At 36.9% G+C, this 15,116-nt stretch carries 14 protein-coding genes; 11 read left to right on the top strand and 3 right to left on the bottom strand.

Features of this window, described 5'->3' with window-relative positions:
- The first annotated feature begins 285 nt into the window (after positions 1 to 285).
- Both AC4NPH_RS04885 and AC4NPH_RS04880 read left to right on the top strand, forming a co-directional pair.
- Complete coding sequence (locus AC4NPH_RS04885; RefSeq protein ID WP_098196412.1) at positions 286 to 1,650, top strand: allantoinase; 1,365 nt, start codon at positions 286 to 288, stop codon at positions 1,648 to 1,650.
- A gap of 528 nt (positions 1,651 to 2,178) precedes the next feature.
- Positions 2,179 to 3,669 (top strand): peptide MFS transporter, encoded by a 1,491-nt coding sequence (locus AC4NPH_RS04880; protein ID WP_491938617.1) that lies wholly within the window; start codon positions 2,179 to 2,181, stop codon positions 3,667 to 3,669.
- Positions 3,670 to 3,696: 27 nt separating this feature from the next.
- Here the strand turns inward: AC4NPH_RS04880 and AC4NPH_RS04875 are convergent, their stop codons facing one another.
- The gene (locus tag AC4NPH_RS04875) at positions 3,697 to 4,101 is read right to left on the bottom strand and encodes a hypothetical protein (RefSeq protein ID WP_013056760.1); all 405 of its coding nucleotides are present in this window, start codon (positions 4,099 to 4,101) and stop codon (positions 3,697 to 3,699) included.
- A 498-nt stretch (positions 4,102 to 4,599) separates the two neighbouring features.
- Here AC4NPH_RS04875 and AC4NPH_RS04870 point away from each other — a divergent pair, with 498 nt between their 5' ends.
- Positions 4,600 to 6,309 carry an NAD-dependent malic enzyme gene (locus AC4NPH_RS04870; RefSeq protein WP_055991291.1) on the top strand — a complete coding sequence of 570 codons (1,710 nt, stop codon included), beginning with the start codon at positions 4,600 to 4,602 and terminating at the stop codon, positions 6,307 to 6,309.
- A gap of 143 nt (positions 6,310 to 6,452) precedes the next feature.
- Positions 6,453 to 7,796, top strand: a complete 1,344-nt coding sequence (locus tag AC4NPH_RS04865; RefSeq protein ID WP_029321404.1) for a 2-hydroxycarboxylate transporter family protein — start codon at positions 6,453 to 6,455, stop codon at positions 7,794 to 7,796.
- Between the two features lie 48 nt (positions 7,797 to 7,844).
- Here AC4NPH_RS04865 and AC4NPH_RS04860 read toward each other — a convergent pair whose 3' ends face one another.
- Both AC4NPH_RS04860 and AC4NPH_RS04855 read right to left on the bottom strand, forming a co-directional pair.
- The gene (locus AC4NPH_RS04860) at positions 7,845 to 8,666 is read right to left on the bottom strand and encodes a Cof-type HAD-IIB family hydrolase (RefSeq protein ID WP_013056763.1); all 822 of its coding nucleotides are present in this window, start codon (positions 8,664 to 8,666) and stop codon (positions 7,845 to 7,847) included.
- 478 nt (positions 8,667 to 9,144) lie between these two features.
- A complete protein-coding gene (locus AC4NPH_RS04855; RefSeq protein ID WP_013056764.1) occupies positions 9,145 to 10,170 on the bottom strand; it encodes an LLM class flavin-dependent oxidoreductase in 1,026 nt (341 codons plus the stop codon).
- 327 nt (positions 10,171 to 10,497) lie between these two features.
- On the opposite strand from AC4NPH_RS04855, the gene AC4NPH_RS04850 reads away from it, so the two are divergent.
- The 7 genes from AC4NPH_RS04850 (at position 10,498) to AC4NPH_RS04820 (ending at position 15,028) form a co-directional block, all read left to right on the top strand.
- The gene (locus AC4NPH_RS04850) at positions 10,498 to 11,028 is read left to right on the top strand and encodes a hypothetical protein (RefSeq protein WP_013056765.1); all 531 of its coding nucleotides are present in this window, start codon (positions 10,498 to 10,500) and stop codon (positions 11,026 to 11,028) included.
- A gap of 10 nt (positions 11,029 to 11,038) precedes the next feature.
- Entirely contained in the window at positions 11,039 to 11,563 is a 525-nt protein-coding gene (locus AC4NPH_RS04845; protein WP_013056766.1) for a GNAT family N-acetyltransferase, read from the top strand.
- 26 nt (positions 11,564 to 11,589) lie between these two features.
- On the top strand, positions 11,590 to 11,856 hold the full coding sequence (locus AC4NPH_RS04840) for a glutaredoxin family protein (RefSeq protein ID WP_491938614.1): 267 nt from the start codon (positions 11,590 to 11,592) through the stop codon (positions 11,854 to 11,856).
- A gap of 69 nt (positions 11,857 to 11,925) precedes the next feature.
- Entirely contained in the window at positions 11,926 to 12,747 is an 822-nt protein-coding gene (locus AC4NPH_RS04835) for an amino acid ABC transporter substrate-binding protein (protein WP_013056768.1), read from the top strand.
- A 74-nt stretch (positions 12,748 to 12,821) separates the two neighbouring features.
- Positions 12,822 to 13,520, top strand: coding sequence for an amino acid ABC transporter permease (locus tag AC4NPH_RS04830; protein ID WP_063671435.1), 699 nt, complete (start codon positions 12,822 to 12,824; stop codon positions 13,518 to 13,520).
- Between the two features lie 27 nt (positions 13,521 to 13,547).
- Entirely contained in the window at positions 13,548 to 14,258 is a 711-nt protein-coding gene (locus tag AC4NPH_RS04825; RefSeq protein ID WP_013056770.1) for an amino acid ABC transporter permease, read from the top strand.
- Positions 14,255 to 15,028 carry an amino acid ABC transporter ATP-binding protein gene (locus AC4NPH_RS04820; RefSeq protein ID WP_029321411.1) on the top strand — a complete coding sequence of 258 codons (774 nt, stop codon included), beginning with the start codon at positions 14,255 to 14,257 and terminating at the stop codon, positions 15,026 to 15,028. The genes AC4NPH_RS04825 and AC4NPH_RS04820 overlap by 4 nt, the downstream gene beginning before the upstream one ends.
- The last annotated feature ends 88 nt before the right edge of the window (positions 15,029 to 15,116 follow it).

Raw genomic sequence — 15,116 nt, 5'->3', positions numbered from 1 at the left:
ACGTAGATTTCATGTATGTAGTTGCTTCTAGCTGTTGATTTGGTTGTGTCTTAATCTCTTTTTAGTTAGTGAAAGTGACCAAATAAAAAAGAAAAGTTTAGACAAAATGGTGAGTGTAAAAATCAGATAATTCAGTTATATTTACTAGCGTAATAACCAGTCTATGTGTCAGGTTTCTTTACAAGGATAAAGACTTTTTAAAGGAAACAGTGCATGATAGAACAATAGCAGACTGCTTCGTTTAATAAGAAGATGGAGTAGTTAAATAAAGGGGAGTTTGATAACATGTACGATTTAATTATTCGGGATGGTTCGGTCGTATTAGAAGACGAAATAGTAAAAGCGGATATAGGGATTAAAAAAGGAAAGATTGCAGAAATAGTGCAAGGTGTTAGCACACCAGCAAAAAAATACGTAGATGCTAAAGGCAAATATGTTCTGCCTGGAATGATTGATATTCACGTGCATTTTGATGAACCGAGCCGAGACCATTGGGAAGGGTTTGACTACGGTTCAGCATCTATGGCTGCGGGAGGCTGCACTACATATTTTGATATGCCTTTAAACGGCGTTCCTCCTACCGTAACAGAAGCAGCGCTGTGGGAAAAGAAAAAGCTGGCTGATCAAAAGTCAGTAGTAGATTATGGTCTATGGGGAGGGGTGGTTCCTGGTAATAAAGAAGAATTAGCCAAAATGGCTCATTCGGGTGTAATAGGTTTTAAAGCATTTATGTCAGAAGCCGGTTCTGAATTTGATTTCTCAGATGACCTCACATTATACGAAGGAATGAAAGAGATTGCAAAACTAAATAAAGTGCTTGCCCTGCATGCTGAAAGAAATGACTTAATACAAAAGCTTGAACAGGCTAAACAGAAGCAAAAGCAAACTGCTATTAAAGATTATTTAGAAACGCGACCGGTTGTAGCAGAAGTAAACGCAGTAAAGCAAGCGCTTGAGTACGGTGAAGAAACGGGATGTCCACTTCACTTTGTGCACATTAGCAGCTATGAAGCAGTGCGGCTTATTACGGAAGCAAAGAAGAATGGAATGAACGTTACGCTGGAAACTTGTCCGCATTATTTACTTTTTACAGAGGAAGACTTTGAAGAAATTGGCGTAACGGCTAAGTGTGCACCTCCTCTTCGCAGCAGGAGTCAAAAAGAAAAATTATGGGCTTGTATTCAATCAGAGGAGGTAGATATGATTTCTTCGGATCATTCTCCTTGTCCAATTGAGTTAAAAACAGCTCATCAGAATGATTTATTTAAAGTTTGGGGTGGAATATCAGGCGGTCAGTACTCTTTGCAAGCAATGATTAGTGAGGGAGCCATCACTAGAGGGATTTCTCTTTCTCACATTTCAAAGCTTGTATCAACCAATCCAGCTAAACGATTCGGTTTATATCCTAAAAAAGGAAGCATTTTGCTAGGGTCGGATGCGGATTTGGTTATCGTTGATCTGGATCAAACTGAAAAAGTGACAAAAGAAGGAATGGTTTTCAAACATAAGCACAGTATATATGAAGGAACGGTATTTAATAGCGTTATTTTAACCACTATTAATAGAGGAACGATTGTATACAATAAAGAAGAAGGTGTGTTTCCTCTTCACAAAGGACAAATGGTAAACGGTGAATACGTAAAATTGTAGGTACAGTGAAAAAAGAGATAAAAAATAAACCTTTTATCTCTTTTTTTACATAAAAAAATGAGGATGACTTATATTAAAGGTAATACATAGGAGAAGAATGAGTATCTACTATAACAAAAGAGACATTTCTAAAGAGGTTTTTATTATTCTGAAAAAATATATTTTTGGTTGAGGGAAGCATAATAAAAAAATAATAAAGCTTCTTTTTTAATATGGAGAAAAAATTTCCAAAAAGAAAAATATTATCTGGTTGTATGAAAAGTAGATAATCAGATGCTTTGTAATCAAGGGTTTTGTATAAAAAAATTTTCAAAAAGATATTTTAAGAAAAGAAATCTTGATTTAAAGCTTTTTATAGGTGCAATTTTATAATGGAAAATCGTATTTTATGCACTCATTGTAAAATTCTGATATTGACAGAATCATTTTATAAGAATAAAATTTTCTTGTTTCTATTTTTTTATATCATCATAATTTTTTGACAGTTTTGTCTATGATGGTTTACGGTTGAAAGAGAGGTTAAGGAATATGTCGGTAGAGAGAGAAAAAGTGTATGAAACAGTTCCTCAAAAAGGATTCTTCGGACATCCTAAAGGGTTATTTACCTTGTTCTTTACAGAATTCTGGGAGCGTTTTTCATACTATGGAATGCGTGCGCTACTTGTATTGTACATGTACGATACAATTGCAAACGGTGGATTAGGAATGGAACAAGGAACCGCTTTAGCGATCTTTTCTATTTATGGTTCCCTTGTTTATATGTCTGGAATTATTGGCGGTTGGATTGCAGACCGCATTTTAGGTACGTCTAATACGGTGTTTTACGGTGGTATATTTATTATGCTCGGACATCTAGTGCTTGCGTTGCCAGCAGGTGTAACCGCGCTGTTTATTTCAATGTTCTTAATTATCATCGGAACAGGTTTATTAAAACCAAACGTTTCAAGCGTTGTGGGTGATATGTATAGCCCTACTGATAACCGTCGAGATGCTGGATTTAGTATCTTCTATATGGGTGTAAATGCCGGAGCATTTATCGCGCCGCTAGTTGTTTCAACAATAGGTGAAAAGTATAACTACCACTTAGGTTTTGGAATCGCGGCAGTAGGAATGCTTTTAGGTCTAATCGTATTTATGGCTACAAGAGGCAAAAACCTAGGTCGTGCAGGCAGACAAGTTCCAAACCCTTTAAAACCAGAAGAACGCAAAAAAGTTTTTGGTACCATTGCACTTGCTGTAGTTGTACTTGCAGTCTTTATTGTACTGACTTCTTTAGCGGGCATTTTAACTGTTGAAGGCGTTATTTTATTTGTAAGTATTTTAGCGATTGTTATTCCTATCATTTACTTTGTTGTTATGTATAAGAGCCCCAAGACAACAGCTGATGAGCGTTCACGCGTATTAGCGTACATTCCTCTTTTTATCTCTGGAGTAATGTTCTGGGCGATTCAAGAGCAGGGGTCAACAATTTTAGCAACGTATGCAAAAGATCATACGCAGCTAACGTATGGTGGTTTTAAAATTCCAGTTGGCTGGTTCCAATCGTTAAATCCGCTATTCATTATTATGTTTGCGCCAGTTTTTGCAGCGGTTTGGGTAAAATTAGGAAACAGACAGCCTTCTACACCAAAGAAGTTTTCATTAGGACTTTTATTTGCAGGGCTTTCTTTCCTTGTCATGGTTATCCCGGCTAGCATTCATGGAAATGAAACGTTAGCGAGCCCGCTATGGCTAGTGCTAAGCTTCTTCTTAGTTGTAGTTGGAGAGCTTTGTTTATCACCAGTAGGGTTATCAACTACAACAAAACTAGCACCTGCAGCGTTTTCTGCTCAGACGATGAGTTTATGGTTCCTAACAAGCGCAGCGGCGCAGGCAATCAATGCTCAGCTTGTTCAATACTATGAAAACATTTCGCAAGTTGTTTATTTTGCTGCATTGGGCGGAGTTTCGGTCATTTTAGGTCTAATTGTGCTAATGATTTCTCCAAAAATTCAGCGTTTAATGAAAGGTGTTCAATAAGAAAAACCGTCCTTAAGGACGGTTTTTTTATGATTTATTTGAAAAAATATTCATGAAGGAGGCGTAGGTCTGATCGTCCTCACCCTCATAGAACGCAAGATTTAAAAGTCTGTTAAGTTCGTTTGTTGATTTTTCAGTTTCTGCAATAATTTGATGCATATGAGCAATCTTAGACATAGATCCGTTGCCATGAGCATTTTTGATTTGATTTAATGTTAAATGAAGCGATAAGACCTCTCGGCGAAGAGCTTGTCTTAATTCAGAGGAAGCAGGGATAAAAAAGCGTTTATAAAAATAACTCGCTTCTTCAAACACCAATTCTCCATTTTCTAGCTCTTTAGCCGCAATTTCTTTAATCTCTTGATCGTCTAATCGACTGGCCGCTTCTTCGATAAGAAATCCAAAAATAATAGCTGTATCTGGTTTTAACATACAATAACCTCCATTATTATAAAAAAGAACTATGTAGTTTATATGTATAGATAGAAAGGAAAAAATATTCATAGTAATTCACTAATCAGCATAGACAAAAAAATAAAAAATATTCTTTTATAGTTAAATTAAAATTATTTCAAAATAAATTTTTTATAATTAAACATTTTTTCCATATTAAAGGATTATTTTGACTTTCAAAAAGAGATGAATAGAATAAAGAGGGTTCTTAGTACCTATATAAAAAGAAAATTGATAAAAGATATTAAATTCAGAATTTTTCACCTCTTTATAACTAAAAAATTGCTCTACTAAAATAGTTGACAGCAGAAATAGATAGGCATAAAATATACTATTGTCAAATGAATTAGCAAGCTATTCATAAAAAGTTAACGGACATTTGAATAATATGAGTAATATCCATATAAGGTATTAATTACTTAAATCTAACCAACTTGTATGCTTGTCATACAAGTCTACAGAAAGGAAGATAGTCGTATGCGCAACGTATTTTTTGCAGATAATGAAACAATTGAAACGACTTTACGTGGGAAAGAAATTTTAGGAGCTCCAATGTTAAACAAAGGAGTAGCTTTTACAAAAGAAGAGCGTAAAACGTTAGGATTAGAAGGTTTACTTCCTCCAATGACTTTAACTTTAGATGAGCAGGCAAAACGTGCATATGAGCAATTTTTAGCTCAGGCGGATAACCTTGGTAAGAATGTGTATTTAAACGATTTACAGAACCGTAATGCTGTATTATTCTATCGTTTATTGCAAGATCACTTAAAAGAAATGCTTCCAGTTGTTTATACACCAACAGTTGGACAAGCAATCCAAGAATACAGCCATGAATATCGCCGTCCGGGTGGCGTATACTTGTCAATCGATAATGTAGAAGGCATTGAAGAAGCCCTTAAAAATATCGATGCAAATAGTGAAGACATTGATTTAATGGTTATTACAGATTCAGAAAGTATTTTAGGAATTGGTGACTGGGGCGTTGGCGGTATTAATATTGCTATCGGTAAATTAGCCGTATACACAGCTGCAGCAGGAATCGACCCAAGCAGAGTACTTCCAGTTGTTCTTGATGTAGGAACAAACAACGAAAAATTATTAAATGATCCTTTATATATCGGAAACCGTCATGAACGTATCCGCGGTGAGCGTTATGATCATTTCGTAGATCAATTCATTTCAAAATCTCTTGAAATATTCCCTAATGCACTGTTACACTGGGAAGATTTCGGTAATGTAAATGCTCGTAACATTATTAACAAGTACGGAAAAGAAATTCTAACGTTTAATGATGATATCCAAGGAACAGGTGCTGTAACGCTTGCCGCTATTTTCTCAGCAGTTCAAGTGTCTAAAATGCCACTTCGTGACCACCGCGTTTTAATCTTTGGACCGGGTACAGCAGGTATCGGTATTGCAGACCAAGTTCGTGACGCGATGGTATTAGACGGTATTACAGAAGAAGCAGCATACAAAAACTTCTGGGCAGTTGATTTCCGAGGCCTTTTAACAGATGACATGGACGACTTATTAGGTTTCCAAACGCCTTATGCACGAAAAGCAGAAGAAGTGAAGGACTGGAACCGTGAAGAAGACAAAATTTCTCTTTTAGAAGTTGTCAGACAAGTTAAGCCAACAATCTTAATTGGTACGTCTGGTGTAGCAGGCGCATTCTCAGAAGAAATCGTAAAAGAAATGGCGAAGCATGTAGAACGCCCAGCTATTTTACCAATGTCAAATCCAACTCCGCTTGCGGAAGCTACTCCTGAAAACTTATTAAATTGGACAGAAGGAAAAGCACTTGTAGCAACTGGCAGTCCATTTGAACCAGTTAAATACGATGGTGTAGAATATGAAATTGGTCAATCTAATAATGCTTTTGTTTTCCCAGGTCTTGGTCTTGGATCAATCGTGGTAAAAGCAGAAGTTATTACAGACAGCATGTTCGCAGCATGTGCACACGCTGTAGCTGAGATGGTAGACAGCAGCAAACCAGGTGCTTCATTACTACCGCGCGTAGAAGAATTACGTGAAGTATCATATAACGTTGCTTTAGCAGTTGCTAACGCAGCGATTAAAGATGGAGTTGCAAAAGAAGTTCCATCAGACGTTAAAGCAGCAGTGAAAGCAGCAATGTGGGAACCAACATACAAAGAAATTAAAGCTTTAGAAACAGTAAATGCTTAATTTTTAGATAGAAAAAGCACAGCTTCTCAAAAAAGAAGCTGTGCTTTTTTTAGTTACAAAAAGAATTCTTAAGTTACATAACGTATATAGTTTTTTTAAACTTGTGTATGATTCTCTATATTAGAACCACAGGGGGTTATGACATGAATACAGCACGTAAATTGGAAACGTTTACTCAAGATTCACAGCCTAAAAACAAAGGATTTTGGAAGCGCATCAACAATATTAAAGTAGGAGTTATTCCTCTGCCGCTATATGTGTTACTTGCCTTAATTGTATATGGCGCGGCCGTTTACAACGAGCTTCCTCCAGATATGATTGGCGGATTTGCAATTATTATGGTAATGGGAATGCTGCTTGGTGATTTAGGATTAAAAATTCCGATTTTAAAAGATATTGGCGGACCAGCTATTTTATCGCTGCTTGTACCTTCCGTATTAGTTTTTTATAATGTTTTAAATCCCGCATCTATGGAAGCGGTAACAACTTTGATGAAAACATCAAACTTTTTATACCTTTATATTTCTTGTTTAGTAGCCGGAAGTATCCTTGGTATGAACCGCAAAGTTTTAATTCAAGGCTTTACACGTATGTTTGTACCGCTTGTATTAGGTACGCTAGCCGCTGTAGCTGCAGGGGTAGCTGTTGGGACGTTATTTGGTTACGGAGCAAAACATACATTTTTCTACATTGTTGTACCAATCATTGGAGGAGGGATTGGTGAAGGTATTTTACCGCTTTCACTTGCTTATTCTCAAATTTTAGGTAGTTCAGCAGAATCTTTTGTGTCGCAAATGATTCCAGCTGCTGTTATTGGAAACATCGTTGCGATTGTGTGTGCCGGCTTAATGAAACGTCTTGGAGAGAAAAAGCCAGAATTAACAGGTAACGGAGTTCTTGTAAAGACAAAAGGTGGAGATGGAATTTCAGAAGAAACAAACATCAATAAGCCAGTAGATTTTTCGTTAATGGGTGCAGGCCTTTTAATTGCATGTAGTTTCTTTATTTTCGGAGGCTTAGCACATAAGTTTTTAGGAATTCCAGGTCCAGTCTTAATGATCGTAGCGGCAACGCTAGTCAAATGTTTACAAGTAATGCCTGCTAAGATGGAGCAAGGTGCTTACCATATGTACAAATTCATTTCTACGAGCTTAACATGGCCGTTAATGGTGGGGCTAGGAATTTTGTATATTCCTCTTGAAGATGTAGTGAAAATTGTTACACCAGGCTATGTAGTTGTATGTGCTGCAGTTGTTATTGCTATGGTAGCAACGGGTTATTTTGTAGGTAAAATGATGAAAATGCATCCAGTGGATGCTGCCATTGTAACCGGCTGTCACAGCGGTTTAGGAGGTACGGGAGATGTAGCGATTTTATCAGCTTCCAACCGTATGTCACTTATGCCATTTGCTCAAGTAGCAACAAGACTTGGAGGCGCTTCTACTGTTATTTTAGCTACGCTTCTTATGAAACTTTTAGGAGTATAAAATCAGAACAAAAAAGCAGCTCGGTTCGTACGAGCTGCTTTTTTTGTCTTATGAAACGCTAACGGGTTTTAAGATAAATTCTTCCACAACTTTTGCCACACCGTCGTTCATGTTTGTATCTGTTACGTGGTTGGCTTTTTCTTTAATATCTTCAGGAGCATTTCCCATTGCTACGCCAAGTCCAGCAAATTCAATCATGGCAAGATCATTATAACTGTCGCCAATGGCGATCACTTCATCGCGTGTAATGCCAAGCTGTTGAATTAATAAGTGGAGACTTGTCCCTTTTGTGACGCCTTCTTCTGTAAATTCAAGGAAGTATGGTTTAGAGCGCATTACGCTTAGCTCTCCTTGAAGCTGCTTTTGAAGTTTCTTTTCAACGTGAACCAGCATTTCCGGTTCTGCAAGCATGAGTACTTTTACAACAGGTTCTGTAACGGCATCAGTAAAAGATGAAACAACACGGATCGGCAGACCTGTAATGTCACTTTCAATATCCGTAAATTTATTTTCTACTTCTGTTATAATTTCATCTCCAACGTACGTATGAATTAAAACGCCTTCTTCGCGGCTAATATCGTTGAGACGTGCAACGGTTCTCGGAGATAATGTGCTGCTAAATAGCTCTTCATTTGTTAAGCAATTAATAATTTTTGCCCCGTTAAACGATAAAATAAAGCTTCCGTACTTTTCTAATTCTAGCTCTTTCGCAATGTGAACCATTCCGTAAGTTGGTCGTCCAGAAGCAAGTACAACTTTTACTCCTGATTCTTGCGCGTTCATTAATGCTTCTTTCGTGCGCGGAGAAATAGTGTGATCATCGCATAATAGTGTATCATCCAAATCTAAAACAATCATTTTGTAAGGCATATGTGTAAATTCCCTTCTTTTACTAGACTCATATCTTCATATGGTACTATAAAAAAACGTTCGATTCAATTTAATGATTTTTTGAAAAAAAGAAGCATGCGTATACTTTGTTTGAACTCCTCGTAAGTAGATGAAACAAAGAAATTGAGATATAACGAAATCACTCGGATCTATAGACGAACAAATGAGATAAATGATCTAGTATGGATGACTTGTTACACCGCTGTTGATTTCCGTGCAAGACTTCGCTTTCCGCGGGGGATGAGCCTCCTCGTCGCATACGCTCCTGCGGGGTCTCATCCCTTCCGCTTTTCCTGCAGGGGTCTCTGTCTTGTCCTCCAACCACCAGCTAGAAGCAACTAAACACATGAAAGCTACGTCCATTTTAATGATAAAAAAACACGAACTAATAATCGGAAATTTTGATTATTAGTTCGCGTTTTACTTCAACTAAAATTTATTTGTCCCAGCTTCTAGATTAGTAAGCAGCTAAAGTGTGATTAGTTTTCTGAGCATCTCCTTCACTGAAAGCTTCTTTTAAGAGCGTATAAGACCGCTTTTTTTGTTCAAAATCTTGAATAGCAGTAAGAATAATAAATTCATCAATAGAAAATGACTGCTTCAAAGCTTTAAGCTTTTGACGAACGGTTTCTTTTGTACCGTATATGACGTTGGCTTCTTTTTCTTCAATTTGATAGCTTTCTTTGGACTGCTGACCAAATTCTTCCGCTTTTTCTTTGGAGCCTAATGTAGCGGACTTACCATTTTGTAAGTATACTTTAAATATTTTTGTGCTGGATGCTAATGCTTTTGCTTCTTCTACGGTATCCGCTACGATGACGGAAAGGGCAACGACAAGCGAGCGTGCGCGAGATGAAACGTGCTGATTATAGACAGAAATCGCTTCTTCTAGCACTTTTTGATCACCATTAATGAATTGAGCAAATACATAAGGAAGGTTTAATGAACCCGCAAGCTCTGCGCTTGAAGCACTTGCTCCCAGTAAAAACATATCTGCTGCTTTTTCCGGCCTTGGATAGGCTTTTAAACCGTAAAGAGGGTGATCTTCCGGCAGCGTATCGTTTAGGTATTGTTTAAGTTCTATCAGTTTGTCTGTTAAGGACTTAGTGGGCTGAGAGTTTTGTTGTAAGGCTTGAGTAGAATGAGGTAGTCCTCCTGGTGCTCTACCGATTCCAAGATCGATGCGATTTGGAGATAATGAGGCTAAAACATTAAAATTTTCTGCTACTTTATAAGGGCTGTAATGCTGAAGCATAACGCCCCCTGAACCAATACGGATATGATGCGTTTTAGCGAGTAGGTGAGAAATTAACACTTCAGGTGATGATCCTACAACATGTTCAGAGTCGTGATGCTCGGCTACCCAAAAGCGATGGTAACCAAGTTCTTCTGCTAGCTGAGCTAATTGAATGGTATGCTGAAATGCATCTTCAGCACGCTCACCCTCATAACGTGGGCTTTGATCTAAAATACTTAATTTCAATGAAAACACTCCTTAAAGTTGATAAAAAAGGTAAGAATAATTGGGATTTATTTTAGCAAAGGATTTTCCAAATGAAAAGAGTTTTTTAAAAGAAAAATATTTTTAAAAAAATAAGTTGACTTTGCCATTTTGAGGCTATATAGTTGAATCATCAAACAGAAAAGCCGATAAAACAACTTGGATAAATAAGAATTAAGTGAGTATGTTTCAAAGACACTTCACTTCATTCTCCAGTTTTATCAAACAAACAGTTAAAGCTGATTGGTCTACCAAAGGCTCCTGAGTAAACTCCAGGAGCCTTTTTGCTATAAAAAGGAGGGGAAGAAAGTGAGCGATGTATGTATTTTATATAACGGAAGCTCTCATAATTATCAACAAATAGCTTCAGTAAAAGATGAGCTAGAAGCTTGCTTAACCTCAAAAGGAGTGCACGCAGAAGCTATTTTGTATCATGATGTACACGCTTTAACGGAGGAAGCTCAGAAAGAAGTAAAGGTATTCATTTCAAAAGTGAACCAAGCTAAAAGTATTGTCGTTCTGTTATCTGGAGTAAATGAAACATACGTACAGTCTTTTGAACAACTAACAAAAGTATTGCCGGAAGATTTATTGCATAAAAAAATACTTCTGCCGATTCTTGTTGGGGAAAATGTGAATTCTTTACTAAAAGCTAAATATGATTTAAAACTTTTAGCGTCTTTTTTAGGTAGACCTTATTGGCTCAGCAGTCTTTTTCTGCTGCATGAATACGTGTCTTTTGCAGGCATCAACAATATGAATGCTAAAAGTCGTTTAAAGGAAGCGGTGGATGAGCTGATTTATAAAGCAGGTCTATCTCTTCAATCATTTATAAAATGAGGTGGAGAAAATGAGTGAATTATTTCGATTAGCAACCGTAGAAGATGCTGAAGAACTGTTGAATTTAACACTTCGAGCATACGAGCCGATTCGAGAGCTAGGAATTAAGTTTCCAGCCGCAACGGCAACGATTGAACTTGTAAAAGAAAACATTCAAAACAGCCGTTGCTACGTGCTGGAAAGTGATAAAAAAATCGTAGCTACGATTACAGCAAGAACGTATAAAGAAATAACGAACTGGCCTTTCTTATGGTGGTTTGCGGTAGATCCTTTGGTTAAAAAGAAAGGAGTAGGTTCTAAACTCTTAACATGGGTTGAAGAAACAATTATTCGGGATCAATTGGGGGAACCTGCCGTTACATTGGCTACTTCTGATCGACATCCGTGGTTGATTCCTATGTATGAAAGGAAAGGGTACGAACGTTTTTTTGAAGTCGATCAAGGAGAAGAAGGAAAAGGCGTATTCTTAAGGAAAATCTTACATCCTGAAAGATACGAGTTAGAAAAACACAAAGAGTTGCAAAAAGCTAATTAATAATTAAAAAGAAAAGAGGAGACAAAATGTCAGTAAAGATTTTATTATGGAATCGAAAAGGTTGTCATCATTGCGAGGAACTAAAAGCATATTTTCATGAGAAAGGATATCAATATGAAAGTATCGATGTAGAAGGAAAAGATTATTTGCGGGATTTACTTGAATTTAAATACGGTATTCGCCATGTACCGGTCGTTGAAATTGGAGACGAGGGGCAGTTTAAAGGAGTAATTGAAAAAGATTATGAACAAATAGAAAAATTGATTGAAGACTTTTCACCAATCGTTAAATAGCTGGAACATGTATTTTATTAATTCATTAAAACAATAAATTATTTTGAGACATAGTGAGGGACAAAACACATGAAAAAACTACAGCTGACAGCTATCTTTTTATCACTTCTTTTATTACTAGCCGCTTGCGGAACACCAAATAAAGAAACAGCGGCTAACGCAAGCAAAGACAAAGTACAAAAAATTATTGTAGGAACGGGTACGCAATTTCCGAACATTTGCTTTCTTGACGATAAAGGAAATCTAACAGGGTATGACGTAGAACTTGTTAAAGAAATAGACAAACGTCTTCCAAACTATAAGTTCGAATTTAAGACAATGGATTTTTCTAATTTACTTTTGAGCTTAGAATCGAACAAAATTGATTTAGTAGCCCATCAGATGGAAGTGAATGAAGAGAGAAAACAAAAGTTCCTTTTTAATAAAGAACCTTATAATATCTTTCCGCTACATGTAGTTGTAAACGAAAAAAATACGTCTATTAAATCAATTAAAGATTTGAACGGTAAAAAGGTAATTGTAGGAGCAACGAGTAATTCTGCTAACTTAATCGATAAGTATAACAAAGAACATGGAAATAAAATTAATATCGTCTATTCAGGCCAAGGATCTGATGATACAAAAACGCAGCTGAAAACAGGGCGTGCGGATGCCACGATTAGTACGCCGTTTGCAGTTGACTTTGTCAATAAACAAGCGGACGCAGAGCAAAAAGTTGTAGGGCCTGCTATTTCAAATTCAAAAGTATATTTTATGCTTCGCAAAAATGAAACAGGTTTACAAAAAGATGTTGATAAAGCGTTAAAAGAAATAAAAGAAGACGGAACATTGACAAAATTAAGTAAAAAATGGCTGGGAGAAGATTATACAAAAGCAGCTGGAAATAACTAAAGCACTTACTGTGACCCAAGCCTTGAACTTGGGTCCTTTCGCTACCTGTAGAGGGAAACAAAGGAGAGAAAAAGATGGGAAAAGCATTTGATATAGAGCTGATTTTCACCTCTATTCCTCAATTATTATCTTATTTGCATATTACAATTTGGATTTTGATTGCTTCACTTGTGATTGGCAGTACCTTGGGATTGTTTATTGCCCTGCCTCGTATTTATAAAGTACCGGTGTTAAGTCAAATAGCAGCAGTTTATATTTCTTTTATGAGGGGAACGCCTATTTTAATTCAATTATTTTTAGTTTTTTACGGGATACCTGCCCTTTTACAATTGATTCATATTGACGTTTCAAGAATGGCTCCGCTCGTATTTGTTATTATCACGTATTCACTGAGCACGGCGGCGTCTTTTTCTGAAATGATGCGCGGTGCCATTAATAGTGTAGATAAAGGGCAAACTGAAGCAGCTTATAGTATAGGAATGACCGGAAAACAAACGTTCACTCGAATTGTGCTGCCGCAAGCTCTCGTTGTAGCCTTTCCTAACTTTGGAAATCTTGTGATTGGGTCCTTAAAAGATACGTCTTTAGCCTTTACCATTGGTGTGATGGATATGATGGGAAGAGGAGATACCATTATCGCTGCAACGGCTCATGCAGTGGAGGTATATATCGCACTTGCCATTATTTATTATTTTGTGGCGATTATATTAGAGAAATTTTTTGTGGAATCAGAACAGAAGCTGCAAAAACATGATCAGCCTGTTCATGTATAAAACGAGCTTACTAAAAGAGGTGTAAACATGATTATTGACGTACCGTTTATATGGACAGCATTTGTAGAAATTTTAAAGGCATTACCTTTAACGCTCCTTATTACCATCGGTCCGTTACTAGGCGGGTTGCTTATTGGTATTGCTGTTGCGGCTGTGAGAATCAATTCAGTGAAAATAATAACGCCAATTGCCAACGTATACGTATCATTTTTCCGAGGAACGCCTGCTATTCTTCATATTATGGTTATTTACCTAGGGTTCCCGCTATTTATTAATAAACTATCGAGTTACTATGGATGGGGCTTCAATGCAAACAGCATTCCTATTGTCGTATTTGTATTAATCGCTTTGTCTTTTACAGCGGGAGCTTATATGTCAGAGATTATTCGCTCTGGTTTGTTAGCTGTAGAAAAAGGACAAATTGAGGCTGCGTATGCTATTGGGATGAATCGTTTTCAATCGATGAAACGAATTGTTTTTCCACAGGCGTTTGCTTTGTCTTTACCGAATTTATGTAATATCTTCATCGGCTTTTTGCATACGTCTTCTATCGCATTCATCGTATCGCAAAAAGAGCTAAACGGTGCTGCTAATATCGTAGCTTCGAATAATCTCAAGTTTTTAGAAGCCTATATTGCTGCTGCTCTTATTTATTGGATGCTGACGATGTTAATAGAAGGAATAACAGCGCTGCTTGAACGTAAATTAACTGTTTATAATCGAGGAGGGGTTGTATGATTACACTAACAAATATAAAAAAAACATTTGGTCATAATACAGTATTGGACGGTATTGATTTACTTGTTAAAAAAGGCGACGTTGTGACCATTTTAGGACCGAGTGGTTCTGGAAAGACTACGTTTTTACGCTGCATTAATTTCTTAGAAAAAGCAGATGAAGGAGAAGTTTCGATTGATCAATTTACGGTTCAGTGCCAAAAGCCAAATCGCAAAGACATTTTAACTCTTCGACAAAAAACAACGATGGTTTTTCAGCAATACAACTTGTTCAAACACAAAACCGTTATTGAAAATATTATGGAGGGGCTAGTTATTGTTCAAAAGCTGCCAAAGGAAGAAGCGAAACAACGCAGTTTAGACGTCCTTGAAAAAGTTGGGCTTGCTGAAAAAGCAAATGCTTATCCAAGTCAGTTATCAGGAGGTCAACAGCAGCGAGTGGGCATTGCTAGAGCGCTTGCTTTAAATCCTGAAGTCATTTTATTTGATGAGCCGACGTCTGCTTTGGACCCTGAACTGGTGGGTGAAGTACTGTCTGTTATTCGTAAAATTGCTGAAGAAGGAATTACGATGATCATTGTGACGCACGAAATGAGTTTTGCCCGTGAAGTTTCTAATCACGTGGTGTTTATGGACGGAGGAAAGATTGTCGAACAAGGTCATCCTGAAGACATATTTTTAAACCCAAAAGAAGATCGAACAAAGCAATTTTTCAAGCGTATTAACCCAACGCATTCTCCTTACTCTTATATTTATGAAAAAACAATCTAATATTTTAATTAAAAACCAACTTGACTCATAGGAATAATAAGTATATGATAAAATCATCAAATTAAACAAACCGACTAGATCACTAGAG

The organism is Priestia sp. MDV22-iso46 (assembly GCF_058629175.1).
This window is presented reverse-complemented; position numbering and strand designations above follow the sequence as displayed.